This window comes from Morganella sp. EGD-HP17, assembly GCF_000512315.2.
Lineage (GTDB): Bacteria > Pseudomonadota > Gammaproteobacteria > Enterobacterales > Enterobacteriaceae > Morganella > Morganella morganii.
Genome location: NZ_AZRH01000002.1, coordinates 166,418 through 181,773 on the forward strand (window position 1 = coordinate 166,418; position 15,356 = coordinate 181,773).

The window sequence follows — 15,356 nt, forward strand, 5'->3', positions numbered from 1 at the left end:
AAAACGTATGCCACAACAACGGATTTTAGTGCTGGGTGCCAGCGGTTATGTCGGACAGAATCTTATCCCGCAGCTGATTGCCGCCGGTCATCAGGTCACTGCCGCCGCCCGCCGGGTGGAGTGGATGCAGGCGCAGGGCTGGGAAAACACCCGCTGCTGCTATGCGGATCTGTATGATAAATCCACCCTGGAAACGCTGTTTCAGGACATTGATGTGGTGTATTACCTCGTCCACAGTATGACGGATGAGGATGATTTATTGGCACGGGAGCGCCTGGCGGCGGAAAACGTGCAGGAGATACTGAATAAATCTGCAGTGCGGGAAGTCATTTACCTGAGCGCCATGCAGCACAAAGACAGCGATTCCCCGCACCTCGCCGCCCGCAGGCTGACCGGTGAAATTCTCGCGGACAGCCGCGTGCCGGTCACCGAGATCCGCGCTGCCATTATTGTCGGTCCCGGCTCAGCGGCATTCGAAATCATGCGCGACATGGTGTACAACCTGCCGATCCTGACCCCGCCGCGCTGGGCCCGTTCAAAATCCTCGCCGGTGGCACTGGAAAACCTGCTGAATTACCTGACCGGCCTGCTCTCTCACCCTGCAACCGGAAACCGCCGTTTTGATGCCACGGGGCCGGATTACCTCAGCTATCTGGAGATGTTCCGCCACTTTATTACCATCAGCGGTAAAAAGCGGCTGATGATCCCGCTGCCGATCCCGCTGCGGCTGATTTCAGTTCACTTTCTGCGGCTTATCACCACGGTGCCGGAAGGTATCGCCAAAGAGCTGATTATGGGGCTGAAATATGATCTGCCCGGCGACGGAAAACCGCTTCAGGCGCTGATCCCGCAGACGCTGCTCAGTTTTGATAATGCCGTACGCAAAACCCTTAAAGATGAAACGGATGCCGTGGATAATGAAGACTGGGGTTATGACCCGGAAGTCCGCGCCCGCTGGCGGCCGGGTTTCGGTTTCTATCCCAAACAGGCCGGTTTTACCCTGAATACCTCTGCCTCCGCCGACGCCCTGTGGCACGTTGTGCAGCAGATTGGCGGTAAAGACGGCTATTTTTATGCCAATATTCTGTGGTCAGTCCGCGCCCGGCTGGATGACCTGTGCGGTAATAAAGTCACTTACGGCCGCCCGGATCGCGATACCCTCGAACCCGGGGATAAAATCGACGGCTGGAAAGTGATCACCGTGAAACCCCGGCAGCAGCTCTCCCTGCTGTTCGGTATGAAAGCCCCCGGGCTGGGACGGCTGACCTTTACCATCCGCGACCACGGCCACCAGCGGACGCTGGATGTCCGTGCCTGGTGGCATCCCGCCGGATTCAGCGGGCTGCTCTACTGGTTCGCCATGATGCCTGCTCATTTATTCATCTTTAAAGGAATGGCGAAAACCATCGTCAAACGGGCGGCAGCATACGTCATCCCGGCATCTGATAAGACATAATCACTCAGTAAAAGTCATTAGTTTGCTTTTTTAGTAGTTTTTTATGCAGAAATAATTGCATATTTATTCTTACGGCGTTAATATTCACTCAACGTCACTGAGTATGCAGAATTACAGCATGAGTATTCAATTAAAAAACATCAATTGCTTTTACGGACAGCATCAGGCGCTGTTTGATATCAACCTGGAATGTGGTGCAGGCGAAACCATGGTGCTGCTCGGGCCGAGCGGCGCCGGTAAGAGTTCGCTGCTGCGGGCACTGAACCTGCTTGAAATGCCGCGCTCCGGTGAACTGACTATTGCGGATCACCATTTTGATTTTACCACCACGCCATCTGCCAAAGAGATCCGTTCCCTGCGTCAGAACGTCGGTATGGTGTTCCAGCAATATAACCTGTGGCCGCATCTGACTGTCATGGATAACCTGACAGAAGCACCGATCCGGGTGCTGGGTCTGACCAGAGAAGCGGCTCAGGCAAAAGCGGAAAAGCTGCTGACACGTCTGCGTCTGACCGATTTTGCAAACCGTTTCCCGCTGCATTTATCCGGCGGCCAGCAGCAGCGTGTGGCAATTGCCCGTGCCCTGATGATGGAGCCGCAGGTACTGTTATTCGATGAGCCGACAGCGGCACTGGACCCGGAGATTACCTCTCAGGTCGTCGATATTATTAAAGAGCTGTCACAGACCGGGATTACCCAGGTGATTGTGACTCACGAAGTGGATATCGCCCGTAAAACCGCCAGCAAGGTGGTGTATATGGAAAACGGCCGCATCGTGGAACAGGGCGGCGCCCAATGCTTTATCACGCCGCAGACAGAGGCATTTGCCGGTTATCTGTCACACTGATTATTTTCTGCCACTGAACATTAAAAATAGGATGTTGCTATGAAAAAACTGGTTATTGCCGCATTAATCGGCGCGTTTGCTTTCTCCGCAGCGGCGGCAGAAAAAGAAAAAATCCGTTTCGCGACAGAAGCGAGTTATGCCCCGTTTGAAACCGTGAATGAGAAAAACGAAATCGTCGGTTTTGATGTGGATCTGGCTCAGGCGATGTGTGCCAAAATCAATGCGGAATGTACCTTTACCAACCAGGCGTTTGACAGCCTGATCCCGAGCCTGAAATACAAGCGTTTTGACGCGCTGATGGCCGGAATTGACGTCACACCTGAGCGTCAGAAACAGGTTGATTTCACCAATACCTATTATGATAACTCTGCTGTTTTCGTTGCAGTTGCGGGCAAATTTGATAGCATTGACAGCCTCAAAGGGAAACAGATTGGTATCCAGAACGGCACCACGCATCAGAAATACCTGATGGAGCAGTTTAAGGACATGAAAATTGTGCCTTATGAAAGCTACCAGAACGCGGTACTGGATCTGAAAGGCGGACGTATTGACGCCGTATTCGGTGACACAGCTGTTATCAATGAATGGCTGAAGAGCAACGACAATCTGAAAACCGTGGGTGAGCGTGTCACCGATCCGGAATATTTCGGCACCGGCCTGGCTATTGCGGTCCGCAAGGGCAACAGCGAGCTGAAAGACAAACTCAACAAGGCGCTTGGTGAGGTCAAAGCGGACGGTACTTACGATACCCTCTATAAGAAATGGTTTGAGTAATAACATAAAAAATTAATGAACGATTTTCTCTCTTTAGCAAGCGCCGCCGGGGTAACCGTCGGCCTTGCTGTTTCTGCACTTCTGATCGGTCTGGTGCTCGCGATGCTGTTTACCCTCTGGGAAACCGTGCGCTGGAAACCTGTCGCCTTTGCCGGAACCTGTCTTGTTACGCTTATCCGTGGTTTACCTGAGCTGCTGGTGGTCCTGTTTGTCTATTACGGCACACAGGAAGTGATTATTCAGCTGAGCGACGGTATCAATCTGGGCTTCTTCACCCTGACGCTTGAGATCGACAACGGTCCCTATGTGCCGATCTTCAGCGGTATCACCGCCCTGTCTCTGCTCTATGCGGCCTATGCGTCACAAACCCTGCGCGGCGCCCTGAAAGCGGTGCCGGACGGACAGCGGGAAGCAGGCCAGGCGCTTGGTCTGAGCCGCGCCACCATTTTCCTCCGCTTTGTTATGCCGCAGATGTGGCGGCATGCCCTGCCGGGGCTGGGTAACCAGTGGCTGGTTCTGCTGAAAGATACCGCGCTGGTCTATCTGATTGGTATTAACGAACTGATGCTGCAGACACAAAGCATTGCCCGCCGTACTGAAGAACCTTTCACCTGGTACAGCATCGTGGCGCTTATCTACCTCGCCATCACGCTGGTCAGTCAGTACATCCTCAAACGTATCGAACTGCGTACCACACGTTTTGAACGGAGCGGCCAATGAGCATATTTGATTATATTCTTGCCGTCTTACCGGGCCTGCCGGTCAGTCTGTCACTGACCTTTACCGCACTGATCACGGCGTTTCTGCTGTCAGTGCTGTTTACACTGGTACTCTCTCTCAAACCCCGGGTTCTGACGCCGCTGGTCAAAGGGTATATCACCCTGTTTACCGGGACGCCGCTGCTGGTCCAGTTTTTCCTGATTTATTTCGGGCCCGCGCAGTTTGAAGGGCTGAAAAACTATCCGCTGCTGTGGGAACTGATGTCCTCCCCGTGGCTCTGTGCCATGGTGACACTGGCGCTCAACAGTGCGGCTTATTCGACACTGCTGTTCTACGGTGCGGTAAAAGCAATTCCGAAAGGTCAGTGGCAGTCCTGTCAGGCGCTGGGAATGTCGCAGAAGCAGACCATGCGGATTATCCTGCCCTATGCCTTTAAACGTGCATTGTCGTCCTATTCCAACGAAGTGGTGCTGATTTTCAAAAGTACCTCACTGGCCACGACAATTTCACTGCTTGAAGTGATGGGTTACAGCCGCCGCCTGTTTGGTCAGGATTACGATCTGAACGTCTTTATTGCTGCGGGGATTATTTATCTGGCCGTCAACAGCCTGCTGACGCTGGCGATGCGTCTGATTGAACGCCGCGCGCTGGCATTCGAACACCGTAACTGATCCGCTCATACAGAAACGGGGCTGCAATGTGAATTGCAGCCCCGTTTTTTTTATTCTCTGATTATTATTTTCTGGTCAGCAGCACCAGCACTTCATAATGTGCGGTATGCGGGAACATATCAAACAGCTGCACGCGCTGCGGCTGATACTGTGTGAGATGCGCCAGGTCCTGTGCCAGGCTCTGTGCATTGCAGCTGGAATAGATAATCGTCTCCGGTGCCATGGTATTGAGATAATCACACAGCGCTTTGCCTATTCCCCGGCGCGGCGGGTTCACCAGCACCAGTTCCGGTACGGCGGATTTAGCGAGGGCAAACTGCGCGGAATCCAGCGCCTGAAAGGTGACATTCTCCAGCCCCATTTTTTCCGCTGAGCGGGTGGCGCAGGCTATCGCTTCCGGGCTGATTTCAATCCCGGTCAGCTGTGTGGATTTATCCGCACAGTGCAGGCCGAATCCGCCCGCACCGCAAAACAGATCCCATAAACGGGTGATCCCCAGCTCACGCACCCACTGTCCGGCGGTATGATACAACTGCGCGGCAACAGCCGGATTGGTCTGGAAGAAGCTGTGCGGACGGATATAGAGCGGAATGCCGTTGAAGGTCTCTTCCAGTACCTCATCCGGGGTAAAGATAATTTCCTGCTCACCTTCCAGAATCGCCATCGCGACCGGCTGGATATTAGCGGAAATCACCGATAACTGCGGCAGTTTCGCCTGCAAAAACGGCAGTGCCGCCTGTAATTGCGCCACTTTTTTCTCTGAGCGCAGCACAAAGCGCAGCATCATTTTACCGCTGGCGCGGCTTTCGGTCAGAAGCAGGAATTTCAGTTCGCCACGGCGGCGTTCCACATTGTACGGCGTGAGTCCGGCACGGGCGATAAAGGGCTTCAGTACGGCAAACACCTCGGCAAAATGCGGCGGATAGAGCGGGCAGTCCGATAAATCCACCGGTTCGTTATCCGTCACGATCCCGAACACCGGGCGCTCCACGCTGCCGCTGACCACCATCTTGGCTTTATTTCTGAACGCGGTTTCCGCGCTGCGGACCGGCGGCAGCCAGTTGTTAACGGCAAACGGCGAGAGCAGCGTGCGGAGATCCTGCTCTTTATCATCAATCTGCTGAATATAGGGTTTTTCAAGCCACTGACAGGAACGGCAGCGGCCGGCGGAATACTGAGGGCAATGCATGATGGTGTCCCGGATATCGAAAGTGGTACGGATAATCAGTGGATCACCGGAGAAGGAACGGAATCAGCGCGGAAGCTTTCTTCATCTTCCGGTTCCGCATCATTCGGATCAAACAGCATATTGTTACTGAACAGCTCAAAAATCACTGCACCGACCTGCTCTTCCATCAGTTGCAGGGAGAGAGAGAACTGCTCAAATGTCAGCCCGGCACTGAGCGGCAGCGAGTAACAGACCACCAGCTTCGGCATGGCGGAATCCTGAATATCCATAAAGGTTTTGACCAGCAGCGAGCTGGCGTTGATCTGGCTCAGGTTGGCAATCAGCGGGACAATCGCGGTCGGGCGGACTTCCGCCAGCGCCGAGAACACCAGCATATCGTCAAGGATATCAATTTTGGCATCAAATACACCGTCCACATTTTGCATATGCGGCAGATGCAGTGCCTGACAGGAATCACACTCAAAACAGGAGAGTTTCATCTGATCCAGCCATGTGCGTAATATCGTGAGATCGGGAATGATCATGAACCTGAAACCTTTTAACCGGAAAAACAAAAGTACAGCGGGGAAAACCGTCACCCGCAGACCAATGACGGATCTTAGCTGAAAAACGTGAAGGGGAATAACGTTTTATTGCTTTTTTTCATTTTTCTTCTGCCGGGTCTTTTTGTCTGGCCCGCTTTTGCTGTCAATACCCACGGACGGCATGGCGCTGATGGCCCGCCAGACAATATTGATTGCCGCCGGTACCAGACATCCCAGGCCGGCAAACGCCATCACCATCAGGGCATTTTTGCTGCTCATAAATCCGGGCAGCGAAATAAAATCATTCACCGCCAGATAGACCAGCACCAGTAATATCACACCGATGACCTCACAGATAATTACTGGGCGCGGCATATCCCCTAATGAACGCATTTGTCGCGGCTGTTTTCTGGTCATTTTATCCTCTGTGATTCTGCCTTTTATGTCCGCACTGCGGATAGTCACTGAACCATTGGTGCGGACTACCGCACAAATCGTCACAACATTCTTTTCTATCCGTTATGATACAGGCATAATTTATCCCATTAAAGCACCACTTCCGGTGTTACTGATGAATGAAGGAGCTTTTCATGTATACCGTTATTTTTGGCCGTCCGGGTTGTCCTTATTGTGTTCGTGCGAAAGAACTCGCAGAAAAACTGAAAAATGAGCGTGATGACTTCGATTATCGCTATATTGATATTCACGCTGAAGGCATCAGCAAAGAAGATTTATCTGTCACTGTCGGCAAACCGGTTGAAACGGTTCCTCAGATTTTTATCGATGAAAAGCACATCGGCGGCTGCACTGATTTCGAAGCTTACGCGAAAGCCAATCTTGGTCTGTTCAGCTAAGCTATCCGGCCGTTTCCCGCCCGGGAAGCGGCTTATTTATTCCTCCCTATCCCGCTGATTTTCAACACCAAAAAATTATTTTCATTTTTTTGAATCTTTTTTCGAACTTTCTTACCGGGGCGCAGTCTGAATAAGTGCCACTGCTTTTCTTTGAATATCCCCAAGATTGAGGAAGCCCGATAGTCACCAATTTGGTTTTAACTATCGGGTTTTTTATTGCCTGCTGTTTATCCCGCCTGTTGTTATTTCAGATTTTGTCAGTTTTCTGCAATGTTACGTAATAGCACGATTAACCAAGACATTTTTACTTTACCTTGATGCACAAGACGGCTACCCTGACCCGTCATTTTATTACCGGGTATATACAGGTGTGTTTTTTAAGGAGTCTGCTGTGCTGGAAAATCTGAATCATTCGCTTTTTCTCCTGATTAATGCCACGCCGGAAACGTCTCATGCCATGATTATTGCCGCCACTTTCGCGGCTAAATATCTGGTTCTGCTGTTTCCGGTTGTCGCCGCAGGGTTCTGGCTGCGGGGAACACCGGAGAATATGGTCCGCCAGCGCCGCGCTGTCTGCAAAAGTGCCATTGCTCTGCTGATTGGTTTCGCGGCCTCCTGGATTATCGGCACACTCTGGCCGCATGCCCGTCCGTTTGCCGAACCGTTCGGCCACAGTTTCCTTGATCACGCACCGACGGCCTCATTCCCGAGCAACCACGGCATTATCGTGTTTACCTTTGCACTGGGCTGCCTGTTCTGGTGCAATGTCCGTGCAGGATTGCTGCTGATGATCCCGGCACTGATTGTTGTTTGGTCGCGGGTTTTCCTCGGCGTTCACTGGCCGGTGGATATGCTGGGTGCCTTTATCACTGTGCTGATTGCCTGTGCGCTGACAGAGCTGCTCTGGAGCCTGTTCGGCCCGGCACTGCAAAACCGGCTGCAGGTGCTCTACCGGCACTGTTTTGCCATGCCTATCCGTAAAGGCTGGGTGCAGGGATAACAATACAAAGGTAAATCAAACAATACCGGCCGTGTGCCGGTATTTATTTAACATTTCTGTTTTATTCTTCATCAATATCACTCAGGCTACTTAATTCGCGATTAAAAAAATTATTTTAATCATCAGGGATATACAATGGGCTCATTATATAATCCCTGTTTTATACTATCGGATTCCCCGCATTCTCTCTTAATCACCACAAACTCAAAAGCACAGTAATTTATCGTTAAAAAACAATGAATAACATAATTATTCATATTCCTGAAATGATTTTCACCCAGTGATAAACGTTTTTATCTCTGTTCTGTAATAATGCGATATTGTGCAGCACATATACTAATTCACATCTGAATAAATAAATTTGTTTAAATAAAAAACAGGCGAAAACGATATTATTGCAGAATATCTGCTCTCCTATGCCGTTTCGGCATACATCATTCCTCAAAAACCGATTAACATCATTATTAAATGTTGCAACATAACCACTTTTAATGATATTTATAGCAATTGAGATACAGATCACAGCGTTTTTCACTATAAAACGGTACATTTTCACTACAAAAAGATAGTTATCAATCTCAGATTCTTTTGAATATGAATTAATGCAGAGACCTTATTTGCCCGGTGCAGATATCAGGTCGCTGCTGTTTATTATTTTTACCGGTAAGCAATTACAGGTAATTTTCCCGTTTTACTTATTTTTATCCGGTTGCGTACATAGACCCTGCTTCAGAGACACATTTTGTGCACAGCTCACCGTGCAATTTTTCGTTGTTATTTGTTGCAAATTTGGAGACATCTATGGAAACAACACATCCGCAGGCTGTGGTCAGCAAGACTGACACCGGCAATGATTACCGCAAATGGCGTAAATCCGATACCGTCTGGATGCTCGGACTGTACGGCACAGCCATCGGGGCCGGTATCCTGTTTCTGCCGATTAACGCCGGTATCGGCGGGCTGCTTCCGCTTATCATCATGGCGGTACTGGCCTTCCCGATGACCTTTTTCGCGCACCGTGGTATGTGCCGCTTTATATTGTCCGGTAAAAATCCGGGTGAAGATATTACTGAAGTGGTGGAAGAGCATTTCGGCGCCAAAGCGGGAAACCTTATCACCCTGCTCTATTTCTTTGCTATTTATCCGATCCTGCTGGTCTACAGTGTGGCTATCACCAACACCGTGGAAAGTTTTATCGTTAACCAGATGCATATGACGGCGCCGCCGCGCATTATTCTGTCCCTGGTACTGATTGTCGGGATTATGTGTATTATCCGCTTCGGTGAAGCCGCGATTGTCAAAGCGATGAGTGTGCTGGTGTTCCCGTTTGTGGCCGTTCTGATGGTGCTGGCGCTGTATCTGATCCCGCACTGGAATACCGCGATATTTGATACGCTATCTTTCAGCAGTCACTCTGCCGGTGATACCGGACGCGGTCTGATGGTCACGCTGTGGCTGGCGATTCCGGTGATGGTATTTTCGTTCAACCATTCTCCGATTATTTCAGCATTCAGTGTCGCAAAACGTCAGGAATATGGTGATAACGCAGAGAAAAAATGCTCCCGCATTCTGGCATGCGCCCACATTATGATGGTACTGACAGTGATGTTCTTTGTGTTCAGTTGTGTACTGAGCCTCTCCCCGCAAAATCTGCAGGAAGCAAAAGATCAGAACATCTCCATTCTGTCTTACCTGGCAAACTTCTTCCATAATCCGATGATTGCCTATATCGCACCGTTAGTCGCCTTTATTGCGATCACCAACGCGTTCCTGGGTCACTATATGGGTGCCCGTGAAGGCTTTAATGGTCTGGTTAACAAAGCACTGCGCGCCAAAGGTAAAAGCATTGCACCGTCTAAGCTGAATAAACTGACTGCACTGTTTATGCTGGTGACCTCCTGGATTGTTGCCACACTGGACCCGAGCATCCTGGGCATGATTGAAACCCTGGGCGGCCCGATCATCGCCATGCTGCTGTTTATCATGCCGATGTACGCTATCCGCAAAGTCCCTGCGATGCGTAAATATGCCGGTCACCTGAGCAACCTGTTTGTGGTTGTGATCGGTCTCATTGCCATTTCAGCAGTGTTTTACAATCTGTATCAGCTGTTTTTTGGCTGATAAATACATGACTGTTGCCCTCTCCGGCGGGCAACCTGCCGGGTTCTGTTGGTACCGGCGCGATACCGGCCTGCACGCCGGTATTTTTTTATCGCTGTTTTATTTCTGCCGCCGGCGATTTTTTTAACCGCATTTTTCACTGCCGGCAGTATTATTTTTGTTCACAGAATATTATTCTGGTATTTATTTAACATTTCTGTTTTATATGACACCAGTATCACGCAAGTGACTTAATTCGTGATTAAAATAATTATTTTAATCATCTGAGACAGACAATGTGATCATTATATAAAGCCATATTTTATACTGCCTGCCTTTCAACATACTTCCGGTACAGTCACATACTTAATCAGAAAATATTTTTTACATTAAAAACAACAGATAACACAAATAAACCATACTTTAAACAGGGTCTTTAATCCTGTAAAAATCAGGCTTGCCACTATTTTTAAATAATGCGGTTTGTGCGGGTGATATATTTATTAATATATGAATAAATTAATTTAATTAAATAAAATACAGACAAAAACCGCATTATTACAGAGCACACAATCCCTCTATGCCGTTTCGGCATACTCCATTCCGTAAACCCGGATTAACAATTTTATCAAATCTTGCAACAGAGCCTGTTTTACTGTGATTTATAGCATTTGAGACTGTGATCACGGTGTTTTCCACTGAAAAACAGTATATTTTCACCATCAGAAAGAGAGTTATCAATTTCGGGTACTTTTGAATATGAATTAATGCAGAGACCTTTATTTATCCATTACAGATATCAGGTCGCTGCTGTTTATTATTTTTACCGGTAAGCAATTGCCGGTGACTTTTTAGCTTTACTTATTTTTTATCTGGTTACGTACATAGACCCTATTTCAGAGACGAATAAATGCACAGATCAGCGTGCAAAATTTTAATTGTTGTTATTGTTGTACATTTTGGAGACTTCTATGGATACAACACAACCGCAGGTTGTGGTCAGCAAGACTGACACCAGCAATGATTATCGTAAATGGCGCAAATCCGATACCGTCTGGATGCTCGGACTGTACGGTACCGCTATTGGTGCAGGCGTACTGTTTCTGCCGATTAACGCCGGTATCGGCGGGCTGATCCCGCTTATCATCATGGCCGTGCTGGCCTTCCCGATGACCTTTTTCGCACACCGCGGTATGTGCCGCTTCGTGCTGTCCGGTAAAAATCCGGGCGAAGATATTACTGAAGTGGTGGAAGAGCATTTCGGCGCCAAAGCCGGCGGCCTTATCACCCTGCTCTATTTCTTTGCTATCTATCCGATCCTGCTGGTCTACAGTGTGGCAATCACCAACACCGTGGAAAGCTTTATCATTAACCAGATGCATATGACAGCGCCGCCACGCATTATTCTGTCACTGGTACTGATCATCGGGATTATGTGTATTATCCGCTTCGGTGAAGCCGCGATTGTCAAAGCCATGAGCGTGCTGGTATTCCCGTTTGTGGCGGTTCTGATGGTGCTGGCGCTGTATCTGATCCCGCACTGGAGCACTGATGTATTCAAAACCCTCACTTTCGACAGCAATACGGCCAGTGTCACCGGTCATGGTCTGCTGATAACGCTGTGGCTGGCGATTCCGGTAATGGTGTTCTCCTTTAACCATTCCCCGATTATCTCTGCCTTTGCTGTCGCCAAGCGTGAAGAGTACGGCGAAAATGCGGAGAAAAAATGCTCCCGCATTCTGGCGTACGCTCACATTATGATGGTACTGACTGTGATGTTCTTTGTGTTCAGCTGCGTGCTGAGCCTCTCCCCGCAGAACCTGCAGGAAGCAAAAGATCAGAACATCTCTATTCTGTCTTACCTGGCAAACCACTTCCAGAACCCGATGATTGCCTATATCGCACCATTCATCGCGTTTATTGCTATCACCAAATCATTCCTGGGTCACTACTTGGGTGCCCGTGAAGGCTTTAACGGTCTGGTTAACAAAGCATTACGCGCCAAGGGCAAAAGCATTGCACCGTCTAAACTGAATAAACTGACTGCACTGTTTATGCTGGTAACCACCTGGATTGTTGCCACATTAGACCCGAGCATTCTGGGTATGATTGAAACCCTGGGCGGCCCGATCATCGCTATGCTGCTGTTTATCATGCCGATGTATGCCATCCGCAAAGTACCTGCGATGCGCAAATATGCCGGTCACCTGAGTAATCTGTTTGTGGTTGTGATGGGTCTCATTGCAATTTCAGCGGTGTTCTACAATCTGTATCAGCTGTTTTTTGGTTAATAAATAAATAAATGACTGTTGCCCTCTCCGGCGGGCAACAGCAACAACAATAATCAGCCGGAACTGAAAAGTAACGGCTTCGTGAATCTTCACGACACTATTAATCCACGCCTTAACATAGGGGGCGAGCAATATGGTCAGTGTATTTGACATCTTCAAAATTGGTATTGGTCCGTCGAGTTCTCACACGGTCGGTCCGATGAAAGCAGGTAAACAGTTCGCTGATGATCTTATCGCGGCCGGACTGCTGGAAAAAACCACCCGCATTCAGGTTGATGTGTACGGCTCTCTGTCTCTGACAGGGAAAGGTCACGCAACAGATATCGCTATCATTATGGGTCTTGCGGGTAACCTGCCGGATTCTGTTGATATTGACGCGATACCGGGCTTTATCAGGGATGTTGAAGAACGTGAACGCCTTTTGCTGGCAAACCAACGCCATGAAGTGGATTTCCCGCGCGATAACGGGATGAACTTCCATAAAGAAAACCTGCCGCTGCATGAAAACGGCATGTCCATCAGCGCATTCGCCGGTGATGAATTACTGTACAAGAAAACCTATTACTCCGTCGGCGGTGGTTTTATCGTCGATGAAGAGCATTTTGGCCAGGCTGCGGACAGCGAAACCAAAGTGCCTTATCCGTACCAGTATGCAGCTGATCTGCAGAAACACTGCAATGAAACCGGGCTGTCTCTGTCAGCACTGGTTATGCAGAATGAATTGGCGCTGCACAGCAAGGAAGAGCTTTCTGCTCACCTGGCGGCAGTCTGGGACGTGATGAAAGCCGGTATCGAGCGTGGTGTGAACACCGAAGGTCTGCTGCCGGGGCCGCTGCGTGTACCACGCCGTGCCGCTGCACTGCGCCGTCAGCTGGTTACCAGTGATAACACCTCCACTGACCCGATGCAGGTTGTTGACTGGATCAACATGTTTGCCCTCGCCGTTAACGAAGAAAACGCCGCCGGCGGCCGTGTTGTTACCGCACCAACCAACGGTGCCTGCGGGATCATCCCGGCAGTACTGTCGTATTACGATAAATTCATCCGTCCGGTGAATGAAAACGCCTATACCCGCTATTTCCTGGTATCCAGCGTGATCGGTTCACTGTACAAAATGAACGCCTCTATTTCCGGTGCGGAAGTGGGTTGTCAGGGTGAAGTCGGTGTTGCCTGCTCCATGGCGGCAGCCGGCCTGACCGAACTGCTGGGCGGCAGCCCGATGCAGGTCTTTATCGCGGCGGAAATCGCGATGGAACACAACCTCGGTCTGACCTGTGACCCGGTCGCCGGGCAGGTACAGGTACCGTGCATCGAGCGTAACGCCATTGCCGCTGTTCAGTCTGTCAACGCCGCCCGTATGGCGCTGCGCCGTGTCAGCGAACCGCGCGTTTGTCTCGATAAAGTTATCGAAACCATGTATGAAACCGGTAAAGATATGAACGCCAAATACCGCGAAACCTCACAGGGCGGCCTGGCAATCAAAGTGATCCCGTGTGACTGATTAACCCCGGTCTCCGGAAAGTCAAAAAACCCCGCATATTGCGGGGTTTTTTGTATCAGGACATCAGCAGCAGTGTTTTGGGTCCGAACCCGAACAGCCCGGCCACCAGGGTGTCCGGATAGTGCTGAACCGCAATATTGTACTGAAGTACCGCCTCATTAAAAGCACGGATGCCGGGATTCAGGGCATCCTCAACATCACATATCCCCAGCTGAATACGGACAAACTGCGGATCCGCAATCAGCACCGGGAATGTCTCTGTCAGCGTCATAATATGATAAAAAGCACTGCTGATATCATTTGCGGCACTGACACTCTCATCCAGTGTCGCCGCCTCTGTATAGCGCGGATACGCATCCTGCCAGGAATAAAACAGCGTTGCATCCCGGATACCGGCTTTTTCCGTCATATCCACCAGCTGGCCGATCCTCTCCGCCCGCTGATGCAGCATGCCGTCAATCGCCGCATAAGCTTCGGTGATTGGTGCCTGAAGGCGGTTTATCCGGAGATATACCCGCCGGATCCATACAATTCCGGCCACGGCAATGACCAGTGCGATAAACACAATTGTCCCCATATCTTTAATCCTTTATTGACCGGTGTGTAAAAATACCGGTCCTTTTTTATAAAAAAATCCGATATCAGGATGTAATATCGGATCTTATACGGATTTCAACAGGGTAATTCAGCAGACAGCATGATAAATTGCCGCCTGAAAGGGGAATAACCTTATGATGATAGCGGCATTTGCGCCATTTCCTCCCCGAAATCCATCATCTGCACCACCTTAAAGCCGAAACGCTGATAAAAGTGTTTTACGAATTCATTTTCCGGCTCATAACTCAACCGCAGCCAGGGCAGCGGCTGCTCCCGGGCGTTATTCATCGCGGTGATTTTTTCCAGTAAAGCAGCAAATGCGGCTTTACCCAGCCCTTTGCCCTGAAACTGTGCATCCAGCATAAAGCGCCAGATCCAGAACATGCCATCATCGTCATCAATACCGTACATGGCAAAACCGATCATGGTTTCATCGTCATAAATCACATCGGCACTGAAATTATTCACAAACTGAAGCTGTGCCAGGGAATACACATTGGAGGCCACAAAATCCTCCTGATCCTCCCGCACTTCCAGATCCACACACGCTTCCCAGTTATCTTTACTGACCGGACATAAACGAATCATCGCCTCTCCTGTTGTTACCGCTGTTTTTTTCTGCCTGTCTATTATTGCCGCTCTGATAAAAAATAGCCGCACGGGATGGTGCATTCCGTGTTTTTCTTTCTTAATTCAGATTAAATTCCGCAGGAAGATACCTTCGCGGGTCACTGAGGTTACATACAACAATGGCAGCAGTAAGAATGGAGGCGTGATTTCAGGAGTACTGTCTGAACGTGATACCGGAATTACCGGTAAACGGAGAGAAAAC

At 49.7% G+C, this 15,356-nt stretch carries 15 protein-coding genes; 10 read left to right on the plus strand and 5 right to left on the minus strand.

Annotation, left to right across the window (positions count from 1 at the left end; translation table 11 throughout):
- The first annotated feature begins 7 nt into the window (after positions 1 to 7).
- The 5 genes from X965_RS03165 (at position 8) to artM (ending at position 4,468) form a co-directional block, all read left to right on the plus strand.
- Positions 8 to 1,456 (plus strand): DUF2867 domain-containing protein, encoded by a 1,449-nt coding sequence (locus tag X965_RS03165; protein ID WP_036417015.1) that lies wholly within the window; start codon positions 8 to 10, stop codon positions 1,454 to 1,456.
- A 118-nt stretch (positions 1,457 to 1,574) separates the two neighbouring features.
- Positions 1,575 to 2,303, plus strand: coding sequence for an arginine ABC transporter ATP-binding protein ArtP (gene artP / locus X965_RS03170; protein WP_024474069.1), 729 nt, complete (start codon positions 1,575 to 1,577; stop codon positions 2,301 to 2,303).
- Positions 2,304 to 2,342: 39 nt separating this feature from the next.
- Positions 2,343 to 3,077, plus strand: coding sequence for an arginine ABC transporter substrate-binding protein (artJ, locus tag X965_RS03175; protein ID WP_004235790.1), 735 nt, complete (start codon positions 2,343 to 2,345; stop codon positions 3,075 to 3,077).
- A gap of 15 nt (positions 3,078 to 3,092) precedes the next feature.
- Positions 3,093 to 3,797 (plus strand): arginine ABC transporter permease ArtQ, encoded by a 705-nt coding sequence (artQ, locus tag X965_RS03180; RefSeq protein WP_004235789.1) that lies wholly within the window; start codon positions 3,093 to 3,095, stop codon positions 3,795 to 3,797.
- A gap of 2 nt (positions 3,798 to 3,799) precedes the next feature.
- Positions 3,800 to 4,468: an arginine ABC transporter permease ArtM gene (gene artM / locus X965_RS03185; RefSeq protein ID WP_032098908.1), complete on the plus strand. Its 669-nt coding sequence runs from the start codon at positions 3,800 to 3,802 to the stop codon at positions 4,466 to 4,468.
- Between the two features lie 64 nt (positions 4,469 to 4,532).
- Here the strand turns inward: artM and rlmC are convergent, their stop codons facing one another.
- From rlmC to X965_RS03200, 3 genes are all read right to left on the minus strand, one after another.
- A complete protein-coding gene (gene rlmC / locus X965_RS03190) occupies positions 4,533 to 5,657 on the minus strand; it encodes a 23S rRNA (uracil(747)-C(5))-methyltransferase RlmC (RefSeq protein ID WP_036417018.1) in 1,125 nt (374 codons plus the stop codon).
- Between the two features lie 35 nt (positions 5,658 to 5,692).
- Positions 5,693 to 6,181: a YbjN domain-containing protein gene (locus X965_RS03195; RefSeq protein WP_004235786.1), complete on the minus strand. Its 489-nt coding sequence runs from the start codon at positions 6,179 to 6,181 to the stop codon at positions 5,693 to 5,695.
- Positions 6,182 to 6,286: 105 nt separating this feature from the next.
- The gene (locus X965_RS03200) at positions 6,287 to 6,598 is read right to left on the minus strand and encodes a YbjC family protein (RefSeq protein ID WP_004235785.1); all 312 of its coding nucleotides are present in this window, start codon (positions 6,596 to 6,598) and stop codon (positions 6,287 to 6,289) included.
- 173 nt (positions 6,599 to 6,771) lie between these two features.
- Here X965_RS03200 and X965_RS03205 point away from each other — a divergent pair, with 173 nt between their 5' ends.
- The 5 genes from X965_RS03205 (at position 6,772) to X965_RS03225 (ending at position 13,927) form a co-directional block, all read left to right on the plus strand.
- Positions 6,772 to 7,035, plus strand: a complete 264-nt coding sequence (locus X965_RS03205) for a GrxA family glutaredoxin (protein ID WP_004235784.1) — start codon at positions 6,772 to 6,774, stop codon at positions 7,033 to 7,035.
- A gap of 391 nt (positions 7,036 to 7,426) precedes the next feature.
- On the plus strand, positions 7,427 to 8,035 hold the full coding sequence (gene ybjG / locus X965_RS03210; protein ID WP_004241735.1) for an undecaprenyl-diphosphate phosphatase: 609 nt from the start codon (positions 7,427 to 7,429) through the stop codon (positions 8,033 to 8,035).
- An 801-nt stretch (positions 8,036 to 8,836) separates the two neighbouring features.
- Positions 8,837 to 10,156: an HAAAP family serine/threonine permease gene (locus tag X965_RS03215; RefSeq protein WP_004235781.1), complete on the plus strand. Its 1,320-nt coding sequence runs from the start codon at positions 8,837 to 8,839 to the stop codon at positions 10,154 to 10,156.
- Positions 10,157 to 11,106: 950 nt separating this feature from the next.
- Positions 11,107 to 12,426, plus strand: a complete 1,320-nt coding sequence (locus X965_RS03220) for an HAAAP family serine/threonine permease (protein ID WP_036417019.1) — start codon at positions 11,107 to 11,109, stop codon at positions 12,424 to 12,426.
- Positions 12,427 to 12,559: 133 nt separating this feature from the next.
- Positions 12,560 to 13,927, plus strand: coding sequence for an L-serine ammonia-lyase (locus X965_RS03225; RefSeq protein WP_015422567.1), 1,368 nt, complete (start codon positions 12,560 to 12,562; stop codon positions 13,925 to 13,927).
- Positions 13,928 to 13,982: 55 nt separating this feature from the next.
- On the opposite strand, the gene X965_RS03230 is transcribed toward X965_RS03225, so the two are convergent.
- Both X965_RS03230 and X965_RS03235 read right to left on the minus strand, forming a co-directional pair.
- Entirely contained in the window at positions 13,983 to 14,504 is a 522-nt protein-coding gene (locus tag X965_RS03230; RefSeq protein ID WP_004235777.1) for a LemA family protein, read from the minus strand.
- A 152-nt stretch (positions 14,505 to 14,656) separates the two neighbouring features.
- Positions 14,657 to 15,112, minus strand: coding sequence for an N-acetyltransferase (locus tag X965_RS03235; protein WP_036417020.1), 456 nt, complete (start codon positions 15,110 to 15,112; stop codon positions 14,657 to 14,659).
- Positions 15,113 to 15,356: the final 244 nt, after the last annotated feature.